At 43.1% G+C, this 22,695-nt stretch carries 21 protein-coding genes; 12 read left to right on the forward strand and 9 right to left on the reverse strand.

Features of this window, described 5'->3' with window-relative positions; translation table 11 throughout:
• Positions 1–33: 33 nt before the first annotated feature.
• From ACFQ21_RS00395 to ACFQ21_RS00415, 5 genes are all read right to left on the reverse strand, one after another.
• Positions 34–1,536 (reverse strand): RagB/SusD family nutrient uptake outer membrane protein, encoded by a 1,503-nt coding sequence (locus ACFQ21_RS00395; protein ID WP_377573232.1) that lies wholly within the window; start codon positions 1,534–1,536, stop codon positions 34–36.
• A gap of 36 nt (positions 1,537–1,572) precedes the next feature.
• Positions 1,573–5,070: a SusC/RagA family TonB-linked outer membrane protein gene (locus ACFQ21_RS00400; RefSeq protein WP_377573234.1), complete on the reverse strand. Its 3,498-nt coding sequence runs from the start codon at positions 5,068–5,070 to the stop codon at positions 1,573–1,575.
• Between the two features lie 32 nt (positions 5,071–5,102).
• Positions 5,103–6,062: a FecR family protein gene (locus ACFQ21_RS00405; RefSeq protein ID WP_377573236.1), complete on the reverse strand. Its 960-nt coding sequence runs from the start codon at positions 6,060–6,062 to the stop codon at positions 5,103–5,105.
• Positions 6,063–6,253: 191 nt separating this feature from the next.
• Positions 6,254–6,784, reverse strand: coding sequence for an RNA polymerase sigma-70 factor (locus tag ACFQ21_RS00410; RefSeq protein ID WP_377573239.1), 531 nt, complete (start codon positions 6,782–6,784; stop codon positions 6,254–6,256).
• 171 nt (positions 6,785–6,955) lie between these two features.
• Positions 6,956–7,996, reverse strand: coding sequence for a glycoside hydrolase family 43 protein (locus ACFQ21_RS00415; RefSeq protein ID WP_377573242.1), 1,041 nt, complete (start codon positions 7,994–7,996; stop codon positions 6,956–6,958).
• Positions 7,997–8,224: 228 nt separating this feature from the next.
• Here ACFQ21_RS00415 and ACFQ21_RS00420 point away from each other — a divergent pair, with 228 nt between their 5' ends.
• The gene (locus ACFQ21_RS00420) at positions 8,225–8,428 is read left to right on the forward strand and encodes an ATP-binding protein (RefSeq protein WP_377573245.1); all 204 of its coding nucleotides are present in this window, start codon (positions 8,225–8,227) and stop codon (positions 8,426–8,428) included.
• Positions 8,429–8,532: 104 nt separating this feature from the next.
• Here ACFQ21_RS00420 and ACFQ21_RS00425 read toward each other — a convergent pair whose 3' ends face one another.
• Positions 8,533–9,402: a helix-turn-helix domain-containing protein gene (locus ACFQ21_RS00425; RefSeq protein WP_377573247.1), complete on the reverse strand. Its 870-nt coding sequence runs from the start codon at positions 9,400–9,402 to the stop codon at positions 8,533–8,535.
• 166 nt (positions 9,403–9,568) lie between these two features.
• Between ACFQ21_RS00425 and ACFQ21_RS00430 the strand changes: the two genes are divergently transcribed.
• From ACFQ21_RS00430 to ACFQ21_RS00470, 9 genes are all read left to right on the forward strand, one after another.
• The gene (locus ACFQ21_RS00430; RefSeq protein ID WP_377573250.1) at positions 9,569–10,627 is read left to right on the forward strand and encodes an aldo/keto reductase; all 1,059 of its coding nucleotides are present in this window, start codon (positions 9,569–9,571) and stop codon (positions 10,625–10,627) included.
• Between the two features lie 34 nt (positions 10,628–10,661).
• Complete coding sequence (locus ACFQ21_RS00435; RefSeq protein ID WP_377578226.1) at positions 10,662–11,678, forward strand: zinc-binding alcohol dehydrogenase family protein; 1,017 nt, start codon at positions 10,662–10,664, stop codon at positions 11,676–11,678.
• Between the two features lie 11 nt (positions 11,679–11,689).
• Positions 11,690–12,025, forward strand: a complete 336-nt coding sequence (locus ACFQ21_RS00440; RefSeq protein WP_377573253.1) for an L-rhamnose mutarotase — start codon at positions 11,690–11,692, stop codon at positions 12,023–12,025.
• Between the two features lie 36 nt (positions 12,026–12,061).
• On the forward strand, positions 12,062–13,603 hold the full coding sequence (locus ACFQ21_RS00445) for an alpha-L-fucosidase (RefSeq protein ID WP_377573255.1): 1,542 nt from the start codon (positions 12,062–12,064) through the stop codon (positions 13,601–13,603).
• Positions 13,604–14,646: 1,043 nt separating this feature from the next.
• Positions 14,647–15,804 (forward strand): COG1470 family protein, encoded by a 1,158-nt coding sequence (locus ACFQ21_RS00450; RefSeq protein WP_377573257.1) that lies wholly within the window; start codon positions 14,647–14,649, stop codon positions 15,802–15,804.
• Positions 15,805–15,807: 3 nt separating this feature from the next.
• Complete coding sequence (locus ACFQ21_RS00455; RefSeq protein ID WP_377573260.1) at positions 15,808–16,773, forward strand: ABC transporter ATP-binding protein; 966 nt, start codon at positions 15,808–15,810, stop codon at positions 16,771–16,773.
• The gene (locus ACFQ21_RS00460; protein ID WP_377573263.1) at positions 16,757–17,812 is read left to right on the forward strand and encodes an ABC transporter permease; all 1,056 of its coding nucleotides are present in this window, start codon (positions 16,757–16,759) and stop codon (positions 17,810–17,812) included. Before ACFQ21_RS00455 ends, ACFQ21_RS00460 begins: the two co-directional genes overlap by 17 nt.
• Before the next feature lie 213 nt (positions 17,813–18,025).
• The gene (locus ACFQ21_RS00465) at positions 18,026–18,592 is read left to right on the forward strand and encodes a hypothetical protein (RefSeq protein WP_377573265.1); all 567 of its coding nucleotides are present in this window, start codon (positions 18,026–18,028) and stop codon (positions 18,590–18,592) included.
• Positions 18,593–18,626: 34 nt separating this feature from the next.
• Entirely contained in the window at positions 18,627–19,100 is a 474-nt protein-coding gene (locus ACFQ21_RS00470) for an Hsp20/alpha crystallin family protein (RefSeq protein ID WP_377573268.1), read from the forward strand.
• A gap of 255 nt (positions 19,101–19,355) precedes the next feature.
• Here the strand turns inward: ACFQ21_RS00470 and ACFQ21_RS00475 are convergent, their stop codons facing one another.
• Complete coding sequence (locus ACFQ21_RS00475; protein ID WP_377573271.1) at positions 19,356–19,463, reverse strand: helix-turn-helix transcriptional regulator; 108 nt, start codon at positions 19,461–19,463, stop codon at positions 19,356–19,358.
• A gap of 225 nt (positions 19,464–19,688) precedes the next feature.
• Positions 19,689–20,072: a hypothetical protein gene (locus ACFQ21_RS00480; RefSeq protein ID WP_377573274.1), complete on the reverse strand. Its 384-nt coding sequence runs from the start codon at positions 20,070–20,072 to the stop codon at positions 19,689–19,691.
• Positions 20,073–20,492: 420 nt separating this feature from the next.
• Here ACFQ21_RS00480 and ACFQ21_RS00485 point away from each other — a divergent pair, with 420 nt between their 5' ends.
• On the forward strand, positions 20,493–20,918 hold the full coding sequence (locus ACFQ21_RS00485) for a response regulator (RefSeq protein WP_377573276.1): 426 nt from the start codon (positions 20,493–20,495) through the stop codon (positions 20,916–20,918).
• Between the two features lie 23 nt (positions 20,919–20,941).
• On the opposite strand, the gene ACFQ21_RS00490 is transcribed toward ACFQ21_RS00485, so the two are convergent.
• Positions 20,942–21,151 carry a DUF2158 domain-containing protein gene (locus ACFQ21_RS00490; RefSeq protein WP_377573279.1) on the reverse strand — a complete coding sequence of 70 codons (210 nt, stop codon included), beginning with the start codon at positions 21,149–21,151 and terminating at the stop codon, positions 20,942–20,944.
• Between the two features lie 877 nt (positions 21,152–22,028).
• On the opposite strand from ACFQ21_RS00490, the gene ACFQ21_RS00495 reads away from it, so the two are divergent.
• Complete coding sequence (locus tag ACFQ21_RS00495; RefSeq protein ID WP_377573282.1) at positions 22,029–22,682, forward strand: porin family protein; 654 nt, start codon at positions 22,029–22,031, stop codon at positions 22,680–22,682.
• The last annotated feature ends 13 nt before the right edge of the window (positions 22,683–22,695 follow it).

Genomic DNA, 22,695 nt, shown 5'->3' on the forward strand with positions numbered 1-22,695 from the left:
CCTTTCCATGACTATAACTGACTTGGCAACAGACTACCAACCGGGGTTTTGGTCGGCCTCCGTTAACACAGCATTACTGTTAATTTCCTGCTGCGGTATAGGAGCCAATGCATGTTTTTCCGAATAATATGCGAGCGGCTCTGAGGTTAATTTTCCAAGCGCGCGCCAGCGAAGTATATCTCTGTTCCGGATCTGCTCGCCTGCCAGTTCAACTCTTCGCTCATGAATAATTGCCCTGAAAACTTCTGCAGGCGTATTCACCGGGTAATTGGCCGTTGGGTATGGCGGCATTTCAACACCTTCTCGTGATCTCACTTCGTTGAGGTACGCTATAGCATCGGCATCATTACCCAGGGCATTCTGAACTTCAGCCATGTTCAGCAACACTTCAGCATACCGCATAACCCGCATGTTGATGCCTGATCGTTGATCTTCATTATCGGCCTTGTATATTTTCTGATACTTTTTCCAGCCCCAGTTTTCAAGCACTTTGGTATCGTTCGAGTATTTATCACCTATGAAATAGAAAGAGTAATTATAGCGGGGGTCATCCTTCGGATCACCGTCTGCTACTTTCTCATACTCTTCCATTAAAGAGGTTGATGGAATCAGGTTTCGCCATGCGTTCGGTCCGTACTCTTGTCCACGGAACGTAACTTCGGTGCTCGTTCCTTGTCCGGAAGCATCCCAGCTAGACCCACCGTTGGCTTCTGTGAAAGCAACTTCGAACAGTGACTCGGCATTGAACTCATTTTCTTCTCTGAAGTTCTCGATGTATGATACATCTACCCAGCTATCAAAGGCCCCACCTGTGATGATGGACTCTAAGAGCGGTTCAGCCAAATTATACTGTCCTCGCTGCATATATACCCGGGCCAGCAGATTCTGAGCAGCTTCCTTATTAGCCCTTCCTACGTTGCTGGCATTGTATGCTGACTTCACCGGAAGGTTTGCTATAGCGTTCTCCAGATCAGAGATGATCAGGGTATATACTTGTTCTACGGATGCACGAGGTTTATCTTCACCGATTGCTTTCGCGTAGGTTTCCATTAAAGGCACTCCGCCCCATACCGTTACAAGATCGAAGTAAGCCAATGCTCTCAAAAATTTGGCTTCACCTACCACACGTAATTTCAATTCTTCGGTAACATTTTCAGTAGCCTTCGGTGCGTTATCAATTACCTGGTTGGCTTGATGAATAAGTCTATACCATCCGCGCCAAACCTGCATGAGCACTCCGTTGGATGCATCGTGTGTTCCGGTCAGTAATTGTCCACGATGTGTTTCAAGCTGGCCACCGCCCGATGCTACATCATCACCGCGCATGTCGTGCAGGAAGAAATACTCGCGGCAAAAAAGATCAAGGCTTTGCAGGCTTGAGTAAACTGCATTTACACCGCCTACGATCTGATCACCATTTTTGTAGAATGAATCCGGTGTGAATTCATTGGGATTACTCTTGTCCAGTATACTGTCGTTACACGAAAACGCGAACGCCAATGTCCCGATCAGTGATAGTATTAATTTTCTTTTCATTGTAATGCTTATTAATGGATCAAATGAAAACCGATTTTAAAACCCTACTTGTATTCCGACTACAATGCTTCTTGCCTGCGGAAACTGGCCGTAGTCAATTCCGGCTGTCAGACCGTTGGTGCTCAGGTTCCGGTTACCAATCTCGGGATCGTAACCGCTCTTATACTTTGTAATGGTGAGCAGGTTTTGCATGGTGGTATATATTCTTAGTCTTGTTACAGCTCCAGCTGTGAAAGAACCGGGAGATGAAAAATTATACCCCAGTGTCAGGTTCTTGATTCTGAAATACGAACCGTTCTCTACAAAGCGATCGGAAGCTCTTGCATTCTGATTCGGGTCACCGGATATAGCTCTTGGTACATTTGTATTGGGGTTTTCGGGAGTCCATCGGTCTAACACTGCTGTTCCTGCATTGAACAACCTGGTCATACCTTCCAGATCATACTTTACGATACTATAGATTTCATTTCCGGAAACGCCTTGTAAAAAGAGTGCAGCATCAAATCCTTTCCAGTTGGCAGAGAAATTTACACCGTACGAAAAATCGGGAAGGAAGTGCCCAACATTCATTTTATCCTCAGCGTTCAGTATACCATCACCGGTAACGTCCTTAAAGCGAATATCTCCGGCTCTTGCATTGGGTTGCATCGGGTGAGCTTCTCCTTCCTGAAATATACCATCCACTACATAGCCGTTGAAATAGCCTATAGGCTCTCCCACTTTTGTGAGCGTGAGGTTATCGCCATACCAATCGCCTTGCGCGATGGTGGTACCTTTCTCACCCAGGCTCAGCACTTCATTTTTGATGAAGGATATATTTCCGGAAACACCGAAGGTTAAATTACCGGATGACTTCTCATAACCGAGTTCAACTTCAACACCTTTGTTCTCAACTTCACCAACGTTGTCAAACGGATTTACATCATAGCCGAAGGACAACGGAATCGGGCGTGATATAATCATGTCTTTTGTTTTGTTGTTGAAGTACTCAACTGACAAGGTCAATTGATTATTGAGTACGCCCATATCCAAACCTATATTTGTCATATAGGTTGACTCCCACGTGAGATTGGAGTTAGCAAGTGCGCGGATTGTATACCCGGTTACAGCAGCGCCTCCGATTTGATAGATCTGGTTGCTGGATATAGTGGATATCCATGCATAGTCTCCACTGCTATTATTACCGGTCACGCCATAGCTGGCACGAAGTTTAAGATCACTTACGATATCATTGTTCACCAGGAATGGTTCTTCACTGATGCGCCAGCCGGCAGACACAGCTGGAAAGTTACCCCAGCGGTTCGCAGGACTGAAGCGTGAAGATCCATCGCGTCTGAACGAAGCACCGAGTAAATATTTACCTGCATATTCATAGTTTACTCTTCCGATATAGGAGATCAACGCAGACTCCGACTTATCTCCGTTAAAACTTATTTTCGATAAGCCAACGGGTTGATATATATCATTCGAGATCGCATTCTCTCCGGCTCCTGTAATCTGTGAGAATTTGTTAGTCTGTTGCTCGGCAACCACCGTTGCATTGATGGAATGCTTTCCAAAACTTTTATCGAATGTTAACTGGTTAGTAAGAAGTACAGATGTAAAGTCCTGGCGATTCTGATTTACCAATGCTGCTGCGCGGTTTGAATATCCTCCTGTATTATAAGCTGCCGAGTGACTTCGCTGTGTATACGCAACATAGTCAACACCTGCCTTGAAGCGGTACGTCAGGAAATCGAATATCTTCACATCTACATACGCATTACCCAGGATCTTTAATCGTTGTTGATTTTGCTGATCCTGTAAAGCAATTCTTACGGGGTTTTCCGGATCGGAACCATCTACACTCTGCGCACCAAAAAATCCACCGAAGTTATCCGGGTTATATACCGGGAAATAAGGCGAGCTTCTGAACATGTGCTGCAGCTGCGTTCTTCCACCCGACTGCTGTTCTACTTTACGCTCGTCATAAGCGACATAAAAATTCTGACCTACCTTTACTCGCTTCGACACGTTGTGATCTGTATTTAATCTCACATCACCGCGTTGATAGCCTGTACCCAGCATAATACCTTCCTGTTCGAAGTAGCCGAAGGATGCAAACATTTTTGATGCCGCGGAGCCTCCTGATAATTCTACTTTATGCTGCTGAATGCGGCCTGTTCGGAACATCTCATCCTGCCAGTCGGTGTTGGTTTGTCTGAAGGTCTGCGAGGTCTGTGAGTTGATGGGTTGATCCAATCCTCCCAACTCAATTCTGTCAGGCACACCCGAGCCAACCACTACATCCGGATCGCTGCCGTTGGTTTCATTCTTATAGATATCTGCATTGGTCATTAATTCTGTAGCGAAGTCTATATATTGATTTGTGTTCAGCAAATCCAGCTTTCGCCACGCCTGCTCTACTCCGTAGTAACTATCAAAATTTACCGTGAGCTTTTTATTGAGTGATCCGCTTTTGGTTGTAATCAACACAACACCGTTGGATGCCCTGGAACCATAGATCGCAGCAGCGCTTGCATCTTTCAATACATCTACTGACTCTATATCCTTCGGGTTAAAACTATTCAGATCGGATGTTGGAAATCCATCTACCACAAATAAAGGATTGGCGTTGTTAATGGTACCTACACCTCTTACGCGAATGATCGGAGCTTCACCCGGTGCACCATTGTTGGTAACGGAAACACCGGCTATACGACCTTGCAGAGCCTGCCCTACGTTTACTACGGGTTGCGCACTGATCTCTTTCGCAGAGACAGATGATATAGCCCCGGTTAACGATGCTTTCTTTTGTGTACCATAACCCACAACAACAACTTCACCCAGTTGCTGAACATCGGGTTTCAAAGCTATAGCGATGTTCGTTTGATTACCGACTACAATTTCCTGTGATACAAAACCGATAAAGCTTACCACCAGTATAGCAGCAGCATCGGGAACTTCGAGCGAAAACCTGCCATCGGTGTCCGTTGTAGTTCCTACAGCTGTTCCCTTTATCAGGATATTGGCTCCCGGTATAGCGCTGTCGTTCTCATCGGTTACACGACCGTTAACAAGTATAGCTATATCTGTATCCGGATTTGAATTACGGGTTTGTTCTGTATAAGCTTCCAGAACAAGGTCACTATCACTGCTGTTGGTCTTCACTGTATCCGTTTCTTTTCGGATACCTGGCGAAGTGGAAGTGGGCACAATGGAGTATGTAGATTTGTTGATCTTCCTATACTTTAATCCAACAGGTGCCAACACGGCACTTAGCGTCTTTTCAAGATTGTTGCTATATGTAATTTTACCGACTATCTCCTTGCCATCAATCACGGTTGACTCATATACAAAAGAGACTTTAAAATGCGCCTGGATTTCCGAAAGTACTTCGTGCAAAGAGCGCTTTGCCTGGGGAGAAAGACTATTTGTTCTTTTCGCGTCAGCGTACAAATGTCCCTGGGCATTCATCACGTGTGCAGAACTTAGAAGTGCTATACTAAGACAGCACCATCTTAAGTAACGGTTAATAAAGTAGTGTCTCATCATGGTTTGGGTTGTTTAGTTATTCAATAGATATACTACTGGTGTTTTGGTGTTATCGTGACCTGTTGTCCCTTTTTCTCAATTGTGAGATCCAGGGTTTCTCCAATGGCGTATAATATCTCGTCTACCGAAGCGGCTGATATTTCTCCAGAGAGTTCTCTGGTCTCCAGAGAAGGATCTGAAAATGTAACTTTCAGACCATAGGTGTCTTTTAATATACCGGATATATCACGCAGCGGTGTGCGTTCAAAAAACAGTTTATTTTCGAGCCACGATGTATAGCGTTGCTTATTCACGCTCTGTGAAGACAACTCCTTATCGGTTACCGTGGCCAGTTCACCCGGCTTCAAAAAAAGTGGTTGTTTATTATCGGCTCCCGCAAGTTCAAGCTTTACTTTTCCTTCGGTGAGCATCACTTCAGAGGAGCAATGGCGCGTGTTTACATTGAACTTCGTTCCTAATACTTCAACGTTGAGTTGGTTAACGCCATGCACTATAAATTTCTGATGATTCTTTGTGTGGATTACCGAGAAAAAGCCTTCACCTTCAATCCATACTTCTCTGGAAGTATTGTCATCCCAGCCGGGTGTATATCGTAATACAGAGTTTCCATTGAGTATTACCTTGGATTGATCGGGAAGCATGACAATGCGTTGCTCTCCGAAACCCGTACGAATTTCATGCAGGCGATTGGATGCACTATACCACCAGAATGAAACCGCCATAACAAGCAGTATAGATGCAGCAACTTTATAGAGTAATGGTATATAAGAAACCGATTTAGCCCGGGCGCGTTCCTTCTTTCGGATCTCATTTTTTATAGCGGAAAACATCTGCCCCTGGATTTCCTGCAACTGTTCTTCTGTATGATCAGAAGTAATAGAAGTATCTGTCTGGGATTCAGACCAGATTTTATCGAGTAAGGCTATCTCTTCAGGTGTGGCGGTTCCGGATCTATAACGTTTAATAAGTTCTGCTAATTCTTCGTGATTCATAGGTAGAGGTTGATTGAGAAATCGGCTTCTCAAAACAAAGACGGCTGCCGTAACGGGTATCCCTAAATATGTTTATGAAAAACGAATTGAAAGCAGAAATGCCAAATAGGTTTTACTGGGTATGCAACAGGGAGTTGTATTCTTTAATAGAAAGTTTGTACTCTTTAAATAAAGAGCAATAAGAAAAAATGCTACGAGAGAAACATAGCCAGGCGCGTGCGTAATTTTTTCATAGCCTGCGTGATGTGGTACTCTACTGCTTTGGAGGACAACTGTGTCTTTTCTGCAATTTCATCGTTGGAGTATTTATGAAATTTGCTCAATCGAAAAACTGCTTCTGTTTTTTCGGGCATTTTTTTCAACTCATCCAGAATAACACTCATCCCCTCGTTGAATATAATGATGTCGTCTACAGCATTACGTTCTTCTGAAAAATCTTCGAGTGCGCGTTGGTAGTGTTTCTTGCGGCAGGCAACACTATCAAAGTGATCATAAATTTTATTCCGTATTGCTGTTAACAAGTAGGCATCTGCATTCTCTACCTGCTTGACTTTATCTCTGTTTAACCACAACTTCACAAATACATCCTGCACAATTTCCTGCGCGAGCGCTTTATCTCGCAGGTGATTATAGGCTACGCTATACAGCTTCTTCCAGAAAGCCTGGTAGATCTCTGCGAACTTTGCTTCAGATAATATTTCGAATGACCTTATCTCCCCCATACTAAAATTGCTAAATGCGGAAGTGGAACAAATTCAGGCGTGGTTGCACAGTGCCGGATAAATCCAAGACATACTCCAGCAACCAGCCCGTATATATATTCTACATAAGACTATATATTTCAATCCTTTTGCCGGGCAACAAAAAATGTTACCCGGAAATTTCTGACCAGATCACTTGGGCGTCTCGTCCACAAAAGCACTCACCGGCTGGATTGTACCATCCGCGTTGTGCTTGATTTCAGTTACTTTGATATTACGAAGATGAGTCTTGCCTGAAAGTTCAACATCGTGATAGAAGATATACCACTTCCCTTTGAACTCTACGATCGAGTGATGGTTTGTCCATCCCTTCACCGGATTAAGCACTATACCTTTATAGGTAAAGGGACCATAGGGAGAATCGCCAACCGCGTAACAAATATTATGTGTATCGCCTGTTGAATAAGAGAAGTAATATTTACCATTGTACTTGTGTACCCATGATGCTTCAAAGAAACGTTTATCGTTTTGTTTCTCCGTGAATGTCTTTCCGTTCTCATCCACCAGCTTGATCTCTTTTACTTCGCCCGCGAAGCTTTTCATATCCTTTGCCAACTTGGCTACACGAGGCAGAACAGCTTGCTCTTCGGGACGTCTTAACGGCCCGGCTGCGTTATACTTGTTGTTATTCCACCGTTGAAGTTGTCCGCCCCAAATACCACCGAAGTACATATAAAAGGAGCCATCGTCATCGCGGAATACAGCCGGGTCAATACTATAGCTGCCGGCAATGGGTTGCTTCTCGGCAACAAACGGTCCTTCCGGTTTATCGCTGGTAGCAACACCAATACGGAAAACATCGCTTTTGTCTTTTACAGGGAAGTATAGATAGTATTTGCTATTTGCATAGGCAGCGTCTGGTGCCCACAGCTGGCGGCCGGCCCAGGGAATATCTTTTATATCAAGCGCAACACCGTGATCTGTTACCTTTCCTCCTATTGCGTCCATGGATAGAATGTGATAGTCTTTCATATCAAAGTGTCCGCCTTCATCGTCTTCTGCTGTACCGCTTTCTATATCATGCGAAGGATATATATAAATCCTGCCATTGAATACATGCGCGGAGGGATCAGCCGTGTAGATATGATTTACTAAGGGAGTTGTGGCAAACTTTTGAGCCGTTGCTGCCAGAGAGAATGCCAAAAGCATGACTAACGAGAATACCGTTCTCATAATACTGGTTTGGGTTAAGTTGTTGTTTATAGTCATTATGACTATAAGTTATTCAGACACAAAAATACCCGAAGGAAGCTTCCCACGTGTCGTTCCCATCGCCTCAAAAAGCTTTTGCAATCGGTTGTGTAAAAATAATTGTATTAACCACAATTGCAATATCCGATCGTATTTATTCTGCAAGGCATGGCAATCTGTACCCCGCGGCAGGCCAAAATTCACCCATTCATGAGGTTCTTTTACGCATTGAGCATTGAAAACAGACAGCTCGTTATAAATGTGATCGACAACGGAACGGGCATCCCTCCTTATGCGATCGATCGAATATCAAACATGTTTTATCGCGGCTCGGAAAAATCAATTGGAAATGGGCTCGGTCTATTCATGGTTAAGAAAGCCCTTGGAGATACTGGAAGGCACGATGGAAATTAACAGTAAACCTGATGTAATGACAACGGTTACTGTCAGGATCCCCTACGAGTAATATATATACTTGCAGTTCATCACAAGAATAGTGTCATCGGTAAAGTGATCAACTATACTCTATTCTGTTTTTTATACTCCCCTGGCGTGAGATTGGTGACCTTTTTAAAGACCTTTGAAAAATGAGATAAGGTTTCAAACCCTGTTTCTTCCGCTATCGCTGCATAGGACAAATCCGTAGTGGCAATCAGATATTGAGCACGTTCAATTCGCTTTTCATGTATATAACTTAACGGCCGTTGTCCTGCATACCGTAAAAATAGTCTTGAAAAATAATCCTGATGTAAATTAGCTCGTTCAGCCAGGTAACTAACGGTTAGATTTTCCCTGGTCATCTGAATGTATCGCATCGCCTCCAGGATTTTGGATGCGATCGGATCCGGGGCGCTGCTTTTAAATTCACGCTCATTTAAAAAACGCGAAATAAATTGAAGTATTATACCTTGTGTTTCGAAGAAGGTTGAATCACTGGTCGTCTTATTAAGTTGTTGGTAGCTTTTGTAATAAGTATACTTCTCATATTCCTTCGGATTATCTGAACGGTTTATACCTCGCCCGGGATTAATTTCAAGTAACCTTTTAAAATTGGCAATGTCTGTATCGCTGGCTGATACTTTGATCACTCTCCGGTTATTTTCAAATAGTGAAAGACCTTCCACCGATTCTTCAAAAAAATGAAGGAAGTATTGGCTCAGATATACCTTGCAAAACAGGTTGCACAAGGTGAAGCTTGGCAGAAGGTAGAAATAACCCGGTTCAAGTTTTACCTTATCCTGTTTACTTACAATAAATCCCTCGCCTTCATCGATATAGTATATTCTATAGTATGGACTTATCACGTTGGTGTAGTTCCACTTTTTATTCAGCTTCACATAGTCAGCGTGCAAAAGCGAGAACTTATAATTCAACAGGTTTTTCTCCACGAACCAGAATAGTTTACAAAAGTCGGATTTTGACAAATTAAAGTCTTTTTAATGCAATGACAAACTTTAATACCAACACTAAGTTTGTTATTGCGCAAACGAAATCTCAAGCGCTCGGATAAATGATTAAAACTCATTCGCAAGGTCGGAATTGTAACAACGTAAGATGGCAATAAAAAAATCTCATAAGCTGCAGCGCGATACAGTAATTACGGATCTTCCACGTGTAGTATTTGGAACCAGTGGTTTGGGTAACTTATTTGTTGCTCTTGAAGAACAGGAAAAATTGAATATCGTAAGCGAATGTCTCCGCTTGTCAGGTGGAAAAGCCGTGTTTGATTCTGCTGGTAAATATGGTGCAGGCCTGGCGCTTGAGGTACTTGGCAAATGTCTAAAGCAATTGAATGCCCGCCCGGAAGATGTAATCATTAGCAATAAACTTGGTTGGCTTCGTACCGAACTGACCGCTGATGAACCAACGTTCGAGCCGGGTGTATGGAAAAATTTAAACCATGATGCTGTTCAAAAAATAAGTTACGAAGGTATACTGGAATGTTTTGAACAAGGCAACACATTGCTGGATGCTTATCCGGCTCAAATGGTTTCTGTACATGATCCTGATGAATATATAGCTGCTGCGAGCAGCGCCCGGCATTCAGAGCAATTATATAACGATGTTCTTGAAGCTTACAGGGCATTGCACGATTTGAAGAGACAGGGTAAAGTACAATCTGTTGGCGTTGGTGCTAAAGATTGGAAAATCATTGAACGAATAACAAAGGATGTGGAATTGGATTGGATTATGATTGCGAACAGCATGACAATAAAGAGCCATCCCGAAGAACTCCTGCGTTTTATAGCCGAAGCGAGTCGCCAGGGTATATATGTTATCAACTCAGCGGTATTTCATTCAGGCTTTCTCGTAGGAAGTAATTATTTCGACTATCGTCTCGTTGAAAAAGGTAGTATGCAAAGTGATGCACTTTTCAAATGGCGCGAAGATTTCTTTGCTGTATGCAATCAATTCGGTGTAAGTCCCGCGCAAGCCTGTGTACAGTTTGCACTCAATGTTCCGGGAGTAAAAAGTATAGCATTGAATACCACCAATGCTTCGCGCGTGCGGTCCAATCTGGCCATGGCAGAAACAACTATTCCAACGTCATTTTGGAGCGAACTAAAAAACAGGAATCTGACCGCAGTGAATTTTTCTTTCCCGGAGCAGTAGCCATATATATACTTAAGACAATACAACAACCATGATGAAAACATTAGTCTGCACCAAACCCGGTGAGTTCAACTATATAAATGCAGCGCAGCCAACGCCCGCACCAGGACATGCCATTGTAAAAATCCGGAGGATCGGGATATGTGGAACTGACTTACATGCCTTTGAAGGCACGCAACCCTATTTCGAATATCCTCGCATTTTAGGTCATGAACTCGCAGGCGAGATAGTTTCAGCGGAAGATTGCCCGGACTTTGCAATTGGAGAAATCGTCACATTTATACCTTACTTCTCTTGTGGTGAGTGCATCGCCTGCCGTAAAGGGAAACAAAATGCATGCGTCAGGATCAAGGTGTGTGGTGTTCACGAACATGGCGGCATGGTGGAATATTATTCCGTGCCAGCATACGCGCTGGTTCATGGGGAAGGACTGAGCCTGGACGCCTTAGCTTTAGTTGAACCACTAGCCATTGGTGCACATGCCGTACGGAGAGCAGCGGTAGCGAAAGATGAATTTGTTTTAGTAGTCGGTGCAGGACCTATAGGACTAGGCGCGATGGAGTTTGTACGTGCCGCAGGAGGACATGTAATTGCGCTCGACACCAATAATGATCGATTACGATTCTGCAAAGAAACGCTGAAGGTAGAGCACGTCATCAACGCCATAGACGATGATGTTATGGAGAAGCTAAATGCAATTACGAATGGTGATATGCCAACCGTTGTTATGGATGCAACCGGAAATCTGAAAGCGATCAATAATGCCTTTCGTTACATGTCGCATGGAGCACGCTATATTTTGATCGGTTTGCAAAAGGGCGATATATCTTTCAGTCACCCGGAGTTTCACAAAAGGGAAGCAACGCTCATGAGCAGCAGAAATGCAACACGAGCTGATTTTGAGTATGTGATCTCTCTGATTAAAAGAAAAGAAATCGATCCAACCATTTTTATAACCCATCGGGTAAATTTTGATCAGGTTAAAGATGAATTTCAAAATTGGTTGAACCCTGGTTATCGCGTAATAAAAGCAATGGTGGAAATAGCTTGAACTGAATAAAAATGAAAAAATACTGTCTTGCTCTGGACCTGGTAGATGATCCGGAATTAATTGCCCAATATGAAGATTGGCACAGAAAAGAAAATGCATGGCCTGCCATCACCAAAAGTATAACTGACTCAGGCATCAGCAACATGGAGATTTATAGAACCGGGAATCGGTTGTTCATGATCATGGAGACCGAAGATAGCTTTAGCTTCGAAGGTAAAGCAGCTATGGATGATAACAATCCTAAAGTTCAGGAGTGGGAACAGCTGATGTGGAAATTTCAGAAACCACTGCCGTGGGCAAAAAATGGCCAAAAGTGGATTGTCATGGACCAGATCTTCCATTTATAAGTATATATATACCGACAGCTAAAAACGTAACGCATTATGATAAAAGTAAATCGTCTGTTTTTAATTTTAGTCTTAGGCACTGCCCTTGTTTCGTGCAAGAAAGAATCAGCAGATACAAAAGCAACTGACGCGCAAGCAAAGTTTGAAGAAACATGGGAGTCACTCGCGAAGATTGAGAGAGAACCCGAATGGTTCAAGGATGCAAAGTTTGGTATATATTTTCATTGGGGTGTTTACAGTGTACCTGCTTACGGTTCCGAGTGGTATCCCCGATGGATGTATGTGCCGGGCCGAAAAGACTGGGGCGGAGATATATTTGAACACCACCAGAAAACTTTTGGACCAGTCGCACAATTCAACTACCATGATTTTATACCGATGTTTACCGGGAAGCACTTCGATGCTAAAGAATGGGCTGAGTTATTCAGGAATTCCGGAGCGCAATTTGCCGGACCTGTCGCGCAACATCATGATGGATTTGCTATGTGGGATAGTAAACTAAACCCGTGGAATTCAAAAGTGATGGGCCCGAAGAAAGATATACTGGGTGATTTGTTTGTTGAACTTAAAAAGAACAACATGAAGACCATCGCGACCTTTCACCACGAAAGATTACTTCAGCGGTATGCGCAGGACTCTTCTAAGTGGGCGCAGAACACACCGGATCCCGGAGACGATAGCCATTTCCCATATCATCCTGACTATATCACATCAACAACAGATCCCAAGCTAAGGCTATTGTATGGCAACATGCCTGAAGACGAATTTCTTGATTACTGGCTGAACCAGATAAACGAGGTAGTTGACAACTATGCACCGGACATCATCTGGTTTGATTCATGGCTGGATCGCATCCCGGAGAACTACCGACAGAAAATGGTGGCGCATCATTTCAACGCAGCCACTGCACGCGGTCAGCATCCTATTGTTGCCTATAAACAGGAAGACTTGCCGGCAAATGTAGGTATACTGGATATTGAGCAAGGCGGAAAGACAGACATCTCTGAAGATTACTGGCTAACCGATATTACTTTAAGTCATGATAGCTGGTGTTACATCAACGGACAAACTTATAAAGAACCTTCACTCGTTATCCGAAACATGATCGATGTCTGGAGCAAGAAAGGTATCGTATTACTGAATATATCTCCTATGGCTGATGGCACGATCAACAACGAACAGCGGAGCATTCTGGCCTCTATAGGAAAATGGATCAGCAAGCATAAAGAGGCCGTGTATGAGACACGGGCTTACTCAATCTACGGTTATGGAGACGCTACAATTGACAAAGGCCACTTCGGTGGACAATCGGCAACCATAAAATATGGTAAGAGTGATATTCGCTTTACCGTGTCGAAAGATAAGAAGTATATGTATATATACTCCCTAGGACTCCCAACACCTAATGCTTCTCTTGAAATCCGGACAGACATAGATCGAACTATAAAACGTGTCTCGATAGTAGGCAGCGATGCAGAACTGAAATGGTCGCTAGCAGGAAATAAACTCACGTTGCAAACACCAGACGCAACGAAAATGGATGAGCTCGCAACAGTATTCAGGATTGAGTTCGAATAATATAAGTAGGACAACATTCCTAAAGCACGAGTGAGTATATCTGATCTTCCCTGTACCTTACGTATAGGGAAGATTATTTATTTTTAGTGCAGTTTGATTTTCAGAAAAAATCATTCCTGCTTACTGTCCGATCTCTCTTGAGTCTATTCATTCTCTTTTACCCTTACATCAGAACTCAATCTCGAATCTATTCAGCTCGATAGCGTTCTTACCAATAGTGCCACGTTGCTCTGCATATTCATAGGCCTCTCTACTTTGAGCAAACGGAAATACTTTCCTTACTTGAATTTTCAATCCATTGTCAATGGCGCTTAGCAGCACATTGCTATATTCTTCAGATGGCGTGCGGAGTAGTGTGATATGCTTTTTTACCTCTGAAAAAGTTTTTCAGTGGACTAGTCAGTATATCAACAGGCGTAGGAGTCGGATTAATAAATACAGACTTTGGTTTCATGATCTGTCTGGTCTTTGTATAACGTATTCTTCCCGATAGATCAATCATGGCATCATAAAATACTTTTTTTTGGAGAAGCCATCTTCCTTCTTATAATCGATCACAGACGCTGTTCCCCATTCCATAGCCACTGCTATTGCATTTGTGCAAACTACTTGCTGTGGTGTTTGCTCCTGTCCTTTTAAGCAGCTGCAACAAGAACATACCAAAGCCACCCGCGGGCACCATTAACCAGGATGTGTAAATCAGTCGTGATATTGCCGATCTTTTCCAAAGCCATGGCTGCAGCAAAGCCTGGAGCAGGAATCAAAGCAGCCTGAACGAAAGTTAATAGCAAGCATGCATATGACATGGCAAATCATCTGAAACCCTATACATCTCCACCAACGACCCTGTCAATTTTTCGGACATCAACTTTTATGCCGATGCGTATAACGCTGTCAATCCTGCCAGTCTTGACAGAATCGGGGGCGGCTAATTAGCACGATTCGTATACTATATATATACTATACCTACTTTTTTCATCGAATGTTTTTGATTTTTATAACAATTTTTAAATTTGCCGCCTGTACAAAAGTCATTAAAAATTATGAAGCAATTTTTCATGCCATTGCGTACAATACTGCTTGGCATATTATCCCTGGCGGGGACGATGCTCTCCAGTCACGTAGCCGGTAAAGGAACAGGCGTGACATTATATACCCCTTACACAAAAATATCTGTTCCACCCGGCCAATCGATCGACTATACAATCGACATCATCAACAACACATCGCTAGTAAAAAACGTATCCGTATCGCTCAACAATCTCCCCAAGGGGTGGAGCTATGATTTAAAATCCGGAGGCTGGGCTATTGGCGAGCTGTCGGTGTTGCCGGGTGAGAAAAAGAACGTTAACCTTCATATTGATGTGCCTTATAAAGTAGACAAAGGTATATATCACTTTACGGTGGCAGCCCCTGGTATAGCTTTGCTCCCATTAACGGTCATCGTATCCGAGCAGGGAACTTACCGCACGGAGTTCACTACCAAACAACCTAACATGGAAGGTAATGCCAACGCTGCATTTACCTTTAGTGCGGAATTAAAAAACCGCACCGGAGAAAAACAATTGTATGCGTTGCGTGCGCAAACTCCGCCGGGCTGGAATATAGCTTTCAAGGTAAGTGGTCGCCAGGTAACTTCCGTACAGGCCGAGCCTAATCACACCGAAAGTGTCACCATCGAGGTTGATCCACCGGATGCCATTGAAGCCGGCACGTATAAGATTCCAGTAGCCGCTGTTACCAGCTCTACGTCAGCTAATCTTGATCTTGAAGTAGTTGTAACGGGGTCCTATAGCCTGGAGATGACTACTCCCAGTGGATTACTCAGCACTGCTATAACAGTTGGTGACACCAGGCGTATAGCCCTGCAGTTGCGCAACAACGGTTCTTCACCCCTGAAGAATATCAAATTGTCGCATGCGGCCCCCACCAACTGGGATGTTGTTTTCGAGCCAGCCCAGGTAGAAGTAATTGAACCCGGAAAGACAGCCGAAGTATATGCCACCATCCAGGCCGATGATAAGGCCATTGCAGGCGACTATGTTACCAACCTCGAAGCTAAAACGCCCGAAGTATCATCCAAGGTTTCGTTGCGTGTTTCGGTCCAAACGTCCATGGTATATGGCTGGCTTGGGGTGCTCATTATGGGCGGTGCTGTCGGCACGGTATATAGCCTGTTCCGCAAATACGGAAGGAGGTGAGCCGTGAACGAGTACATTATAGAATTAGCCGATCTGACCAAACAGTACGGCAATTATACTGCGGTTGATCACCTGAATCTTACCATTCGCAAAGGAGAAATTTTCGGATTGCTGGGACCAAACGGTGCAGGCAAATCTACTACGATCCTGATGATGTTAGGTCTGACGGAACCAACCTCCGGCAGGGTACGTGTCTGCAACTGGGACGCTACACGTTATCCGATTGAAGTAAAGAAGCGAGTAGGCTATTTACCGGAAGACGTTGGTTTCTACGAAGACTATACCGGTTTTGAAAATATAGTATATACAGCACAACTGAACGGCATAGGCCGCGGTGAAGCCGCACAACGCGCACAACAGTTACTGAACCGCGTAGGACTGGCAGACGCAGCGCATAAAAAAGCTGGTAAATACTCACGCGGCATGCGCCAGCGTTTAGGACTTGCTGATGTGCTCATTAAAAATCCGGAAGTAATTATACTTGACGAGCCTACACTCGGTATCGATCCGAAAGGCGTGCAGGAATTTTTGTCGCTGATTGTGCAGCTTAGTCGTGAAGAAGGTCTTACCGTGTTATTGTCTTCGCATCACCTTGAACAGATACAAGCTATATGCGACCGGGTAGGACTGTTTGTTAAAGGGAAGCTTTTGGCAGAAGGGAATGTACATACACTGGCCGGAAATCTGTTTACAAGCGAACCGCTTACCATTGAAGCCCATATTACCATCCCGGTAACGTCCGTTGTTACCGTCAATGACTTGCAACGCATGTTACAGGATATCGAAGGAGTGCTAACCGTAGCGATTCAGGGGAACACATTCCAGATAGATTGTGCGCGTGATGTTACTTCACAAATAGCACGTAAAGTTATAATGGCAGGAGCCGATTTGAATTACCTGCACAAAAAAGAATACGGACTCGAAGACATCTATCATCATTACTTCAAAGAATATGAAAGCTATGCATGATGTTACTGCTATTGCCGACCCGATCATGATGAAGGCAAAGACTATCATTACGACTGTCAGAAATACAACTACGCCCCTGCGTGCAGAAAAGCGTATACATCCTTTCTGGGTCATTGTGCACAAGGAAATAGCCGATCATGTACGAAGCTGGCGTTTTAATATACTCGTTGTGCTGATAGCACTTACCTGCTTCGGATCACTCTATACTTCGCTTACCGCTCTGACACGTGGCTCAAAACCAGATGCCGTGACCGATGCATTTCTGTTTCTTAAACTATTCACACTTACCGATGGTACACTCCCATCCTTCACGGTGTTCATCAGTTTTTTAGGACCTCTCCTGGGCATCAGCCTGGGCTTTGATGCGATCAATTCAGAACAGAATCGCGGGACGCTTAGCCGTCTGGTGGCGCAACCCATTCATCGCGACTATGTGATCAATGCCAAATTTACAGCAGCGCTGATTGTTATCAGTGTCATGCTGTTTACCCTGAGTCTCCTGGTCACTGGGATTGGTCTCATTCGCATCGGTATACCTCCTACTCCGGAAGAATTCTGGCGTATACTATGCTTCGTACTGATCAGCATTTGTTATGTGGCGTTCTGGCTCAACCTGTCGATTCTATTCTCCATCCGTTTCCGCCAGCCTGCAACGGCTGCCCTATGCGGTATAGCAGTGTGGCTATTCTTTACTATATTCTACCAGCTGCTGGTAAACATGATCGCCAAAAACATGGAGCCCTCTATAATGGCCACGTCCGAGCAAGTGATCCGTTATCAGCAGTTCATATTCAACCTCCTGCGTATTGTGCCGAGCCAGCTGTTTAACGAAGCTACTACTACCCTGCTAATGCCTTCCGTACGCAGCCTCAGTCCTCTAACGATGGAACAAGTATATGGTACAATACCCAGCCCGCTCCCACTGGGGCAAAGTTTGCTGGTGGTGTGGCCACAGCTTACGGGTTTGGCAGCAGCAACCGTGTTGTGCTTTGCATTGTCGTATGCATCCTTCATGCGCAGGGAAATCCGCTCGCGATAATTGCATGCTATAGCTATAGTATACATGTGACAACCTGAAAGAAAACTTAAAAATATACCAACACTGATTTTTTTTCACTCTCCACAGACAGCCTGACATAATTCCTGACGGATATGCATGTCAGGCTGTTCTATTTTACTCCTTTTCCGGGATATATATATCCCCGCACAGAAATTGCTTGCATTTTTTTAAAGTGCTAAATTCTTAAAGGCCATGAAATTTGATCGTAATGACAGTGGTCTTTCTGCCAGGCAGAGGACCATCACAAAAAAAGTAATGAACTTTATACCACAAGCGCATACATGGTGTATATACGTGCTGACGGTTGGTCTGGCTCTTTCAGGATGCAATGAAAAATCTAACGGACAAACCAGTGCCGACACGAAAACAGCATCTGCCGATAGCGCCAATAAGCCGCAGGTAAACATCAAGGTAAACCGCCACTACGATGATCAGGGAAATGTAGTGAGCTTTGATTCAACCTATACTTCCTATTACTCCAACGTAAAAGGCGACACCATGCAGATGGACAGTCTGATACATCGCTTTGATCACTATTTCGACCGAAATCATTTTTCATTCTTCAGACAACAGTTCGATCCATTGTTCTTTAACGACTCAACGCGTTATCCGGATTTCTTTCATAAAGATTATTTCCTGAGACGGTATGAGTTGAACGATGCCTACATGCGAAGTATGATGCAACGTATGGATTCGATCAAAAACAAATTCTACAAAGAGAACAGCGACAAAAATAAAAACAGAATTAGCAGTCGCTAGGTATATATAGGAATCGTAAGAAAGGAGGAACAGTATGCTATTGATTAGAAAAAGAAGAGCTTATCGAAACGAAATACCTGAATGGGTAGAGTACGGATTTAGTGTACCTACTTTGTTCGACAACTTCGTTACACAAAAAGTAAGGCAGCCTTCATTCAGCCATACCGGAGTATCGACACCGGCAGTAAACATTATAGAAACCAATGATGATTTCCGGCTGGAGATGGTAGCCCCGGGTATGCGCAAGGAAAACTTCCGGGTAGAACTGCAGGATGCTGTACTCACTATTGCCTACGACCACGAGGATAATCGCACGGAAGAAGGCAGCGATTGGAAGTACAGAACGCACGAGTATAATTATCATTCTTTTAGCCGGAGTTTCGCTGTACCACAAACCGTAGATGTTGAAAAAATTGAGGCACATTATGAAAGAGGTATATTAAACCTTACCCTACCTAAAAAAGAAGAAGCACGTACAAAGCCGGCAAGGCAAATTCCGGTTTCTTAATGAACCGGCTGATATTTTTTCTACAGATGAAATATAGTATATGTTCAGCTTAAAATTAGAAGTAGGATTGCGCTATGAAAACTTTAGTAAAAAATAACAAAAATCTATTTCCTTCCGATCCATCCTATACCATAAGTCCAGTGAACACTAAAATAAACAGCACCAAGCATTTTGCCGTACTTTCGCTACCTTGACTGAACCTAACCAAAATCTGAGTTCGCTTTTGACTCTCCACAACAGAAGATGATGCAACAATTAGTTCACCGAACTCCTATACTCCAGCGGAGTAACTTCTGTACGTTGCTTAAAGACTCGCGTGAAATGCTGTGGATTTAAAACAAGTTCATAAGCAATTTCACTCACAGATTTGTTTGCAACGTAGATCTTTGCGTTCGCTGCATCCTGTCTTCGCAGCTGTAGCGAACGCGTTATATAAAGCAACGGGAAAACGAAGCGAAGAACAAAGTAGCCGGGACTATATAGCTCATTCCTTCAACATGCATATTGGGCAGACGTTGTATTTTGCTATGTACAATTATTCCAAACGTGTATTATAGCGTACCATTTGCAGAAAACACTTGGCATGTGTCAGTTTCGTTCTATCAGGTCCTTGAAACTAACGTCAATATCAAGTCTGAAGAGCTCTCGTGCCTTATCGTTAAAAATCGCTATAGCCCGCTCTCCAAAATTTATTTTTTCTATTATTTCAGCGGGATTGATAGTCGCCTGCCCATGATATATTTCGTCCGTCAGTTCAGCAGAAAGAAGTTCCTTCAACAACACCATCACTGCATCGTCTACTGATGCATAAACAGAAAGATTCTCCCAATTACCCTGACCATCATCTTTTAATCTATATAACTGAAATGGATGCGCCTCAACTCCACTTGCACCAATCTTAAATGTGTAAACCGTACTTGCATCTTCGGCATCAAAAAAACGGCATTTCAAATATATTGGGAGTGTTGTCATGATTTGATGTTTTATACGGAATAATGCATCGTAATGTCCGAACAAATGAACTATCAAACATCAACGCATCAAATTTCGGGTACATTATAGTTATCAACAGGCAAAGATTGTAGCAGCGTCTACTCATCAAATAACCTGTCACTATTCCTACAACAATATAAAATTCCTTTTGGTTTGCAAATCAACACTGTCTCAGTGTTGAAGTATATATTCCGTAAATAGAAGCAACTAAAGGACAGGCGTTGAAAACTTTCCCAACTCGCACTGTTGTCCAACAATTATGTGTACATTCAACTATTAATCGTACAAGACAAAATACCACGCGAGTCAAAAGCTACCTGGTGATTGTTTCCGGTTCACTTTGGCAGCCAATCGTTGCCCCGGATTGATTTATAAACCCTCACACTAGTATATAAATTTATGAATAAAGCAGGACCAATAGTAGTAATTGAAGACGATATGGACGACCAGGCAATCTTGGTCGAGATATTCAGCGAACTGGGATATGAAAACGAGATTATTTATTTCGTTGATGGTGATGAAGCGCTTCACTATTTAAACCGAACGGATGTGCAACCTTTTCTCATTCTTTCAGACATCAATATGCCGAAGATAAACGGGTTTGAATTGAGAAGTAAGATCTTCACGAATGAGCAACTTCAAACGAAGTGTATTCCCTACCTGTTTTTTACTACCGGTGGAACAAAGAAGGCAGTCCTTGACGCTTATGCAATGTCGATACAGGGATTTTTCATAAAGCCTAACACAATGGATAAACTAAAAGGGACCTTAAAAAAAATTATTGAATATTGGCAGGAATGTATAGCTCCCAGTCACTATGAATAGATAAAAAAAAACAAAACCGGGCGTCACAAAATTTGCGTCACGTCCTTCGGATTAGGAACCCGACTTCTCACATATTCGAGAGCATCAACGTGAAAGTCCTGTCGAACAGGCTTTCCCTTTGCATTAAACCAGATACATTCAACATAGTTATTATTGGCAGCTTCGGAATTAATCGTCATCATCACATCAGCCGATGAAAGTTTAACTACATCGCCTATTGCAAATGTATTCATTACAAAAATAATTTAGTTCAAATCATAAACAAGCTATACCATCGTGGCAACGGTTCTCTTGAACGTGTGCCTATAAGTAGCTAATCGTTCCCTTCGTGCTCAACGCATGCATTGTATAAACCTGCGGGAAAAGAACTTTATATCACTCGTAAAAGATTATTAGTGATCTTATATATATACGTTCTGTTCAACAGTAAGCAGTGCTCCTAGAAAATACCTTCTTGCGAAGGATCTTCTATGAGCACGCCTCTCCAGCATAGTAATTTCAGTAGTCTCTGCATTTACCACTAAACGCCCAAAGCCAGTATATAAACTGACATTGGATTATATTTTGTGCTTAAGAGGGCGAAGATACCGATCTGCAGCATCAAATTTCTCAACAACCCGTGTAAATGTCAACGGAGCTGGAGTGGATGTAAAAGGCCAGATAAGCCCGATTTCATCAAGAAACTTTCTTATTATTTGTATCATTTTTTCAGTTGGTTATATATATACTATTTCACATTTATCGAATTCTAGAGACGGGCATCCATCAAACCAACAGATGCGTTTACCATCACCTCTCTTTACCGACAAGCGGATAGATCTTTAGATTCGATCATTAACACAAAGATGACTCACTTTATTCTTATTTGTTTTACATTGAAGCAGGTAAAAGTTATATATATCACGGACGCTTTTCTGACTACTGGGATATATGTAACAAAATCACACTCCGATATAACACAGTTCCGCAGCGTTTCCGGACCTTTGTAAAGAGATTATCTAAGAGACAGTGCAAATCCAGAGATGTTTCCTAGCATAGAAATATCAATGGATTTCTCTGTTTGTAGATAACACCACGCATTGAATATATCATCTTAGAATATATCATCTTATGAAAAAGGCACTACTTATAATACTGGCATGTACAACGTTACTACCAGCCGGAAAAGCACAAACCGATAGCACACTATACTCGTTCTCTTTCGCCAATTCACCATGGTCGATCGGAATACAGGCAGGTATGAATATAGCAAGTGCTTACAGTACAGAAGGCGAAGTATTTAACGTAGAGCCTAAGGTTGGGCTTGCTATCGCTGTGTTTGCAGATATACCTTTGGGCAAATATATTTTACTGCGTCCGGAGGTGCACCTATCACAACGCAGTGTGCAGGCTAGTGGTCTGCTCTTTGCAGAGAACTACAACCTGAAACGTACAACAACATACCTTGATGTACCTGTGCTTGTAGCATTCAAGCCCACAAGCTTTTTCAAAGTTATGGCCGGCCCCCAGTATTCGTACCTCCTAAAACAGCGCGACCAGTTCTCAGGAGAACCTTCCCAATCGACACGGGACGAATTCAATCTTGACGCACTTCGTACACACACGATATCTGCTATAATTGGCTTCGAGATTACTAAAAAGCAATTTACCTTTAGTCCAAGATTGGCGTTCGATTTACTGGACAACAGACAAAATGAAACCAGCGCCACACCTCGGTATCGGTTAGTCTATTATCAATTTATGGTTGGATACAAATTCTTCTAACCAACTCACATCC

Origin of the sequence: Ohtaekwangia kribbensis, from assembly GCF_042676245.1 — a bacterium.
Lineage (GTDB): Bacteria > Bacteroidota > Bacteroidia > Cytophagales > Cyclobacteriaceae > Ohtaekwangia > Ohtaekwangia kribbensis.

Bases quoted from the DNA above. Each gene is read 5' to 3' on its own strand.
- ACFQ21_RS00410 (WP_377573239.1), bottom strand. From the start codon at position 6,784: ATGGGGGAGATAAGGTCATTCGAAATATTATCTGAAGCAAAGTTCGCA.
- ACFQ21_RS00405 (WP_377573236.1), bottom strand. From the start codon at position 6,062: ATGAATCACGAAGAATTAGCAGAACTTATTAAACGTTATAGATCCGGA.
- ACFQ21_RS00435 (WP_377578226.1), top strand. From the start codon at position 10,662: ATGAAAACATTAGTCTGCACCAAACCCGGTGAGTTCAACTATATAAAT.
- ACFQ21_RS00415 (WP_377573242.1), bottom strand. From the start codon at position 7,996: ATGAGAACGGTATTCTCGTTAGTCATGCTTTTGGCATTCTCTCTGGCA.
- ACFQ21_RS00485 (WP_377573276.1), top strand. From the start codon at position 20,493: ATGAATAAAGCAGGACCAATAGTAGTAATTGAAGACGATATGGACGAC.
- ACFQ21_RS00465 (WP_377573265.1), top strand. From the start codon at position 18,026: ATGAAATTTGATCGTAATGACAGTGGTCTTTCTGCCAGGCAGAGGACC.
- ACFQ21_RS00490 (WP_377573279.1), bottom strand. From the start codon at position 21,151: ATGAATACATTTGCAATAGGCGATGTAGTTAAACTTTCATCGGCTGAT.
- ACFQ21_RS00430 (WP_377573250.1), top strand. From the start codon at position 9,569: ATGGCAATAAAAAAATCTCATAAGCTGCAGCGCGATACAGTAATTACG.
- ACFQ21_RS00450 (WP_377573257.1), top strand. From the start codon at position 14,647: ATGAAGCAATTTTTCATGCCATTGCGTACAATACTGCTTGGCATATTA.
- ACFQ21_RS00445 (WP_377573255.1), top strand. From the start codon at position 12,062: ATGATAAAAGTAAATCGTCTGTTTTTAATTTTAGTCTTAGGCACTGCC.
- ACFQ21_RS00395 (WP_377573232.1), bottom strand. From the start codon at position 1,536: ATGAAAAGAAAATTAATACTATCACTGATCGGGACATTGGCGTTCGCG.
- ACFQ21_RS00480 (WP_377573274.1), bottom strand. From the start codon at position 20,072: ATGACAACACTCCCAATATATTTGAAATGCCGTTTTTTTGATGCCGAA.
- ACFQ21_RS00440 (WP_377573253.1), top strand. From the start codon at position 11,690: ATGAAAAAATACTGTCTTGCTCTGGACCTGGTAGATGATCCGGAATTA.
- ACFQ21_RS00495 (WP_377573282.1), top strand. From the start codon at position 22,029: ATGAAAAAGGCACTACTTATAATACTGGCATGTACAACGTTACTACCA.
- ACFQ21_RS00470 (WP_377573268.1), top strand. From the start codon at position 18,627: ATGCTATTGATTAGAAAAAGAAGAGCTTATCGAAACGAAATACCTGAA.
- ACFQ21_RS00400 (WP_377573234.1), bottom strand. From the start codon at position 5,070: ATGATGAGACACTACTTTATTAACCGTTACTTAAGATGGTGCTGTCTT.
- ACFQ21_RS00460 (WP_377573263.1), top strand. From the start codon at position 16,757: ATGAAAGCTATGCATGATGTTACTGCTATTGCCGACCCGATCATGATG.
- ACFQ21_RS00420 (WP_377573245.1), top strand. From the start codon at position 8,225: ATGAGGTTCTTTTACGCATTGAGCATTGAAAACAGACAGCTCGTTATA.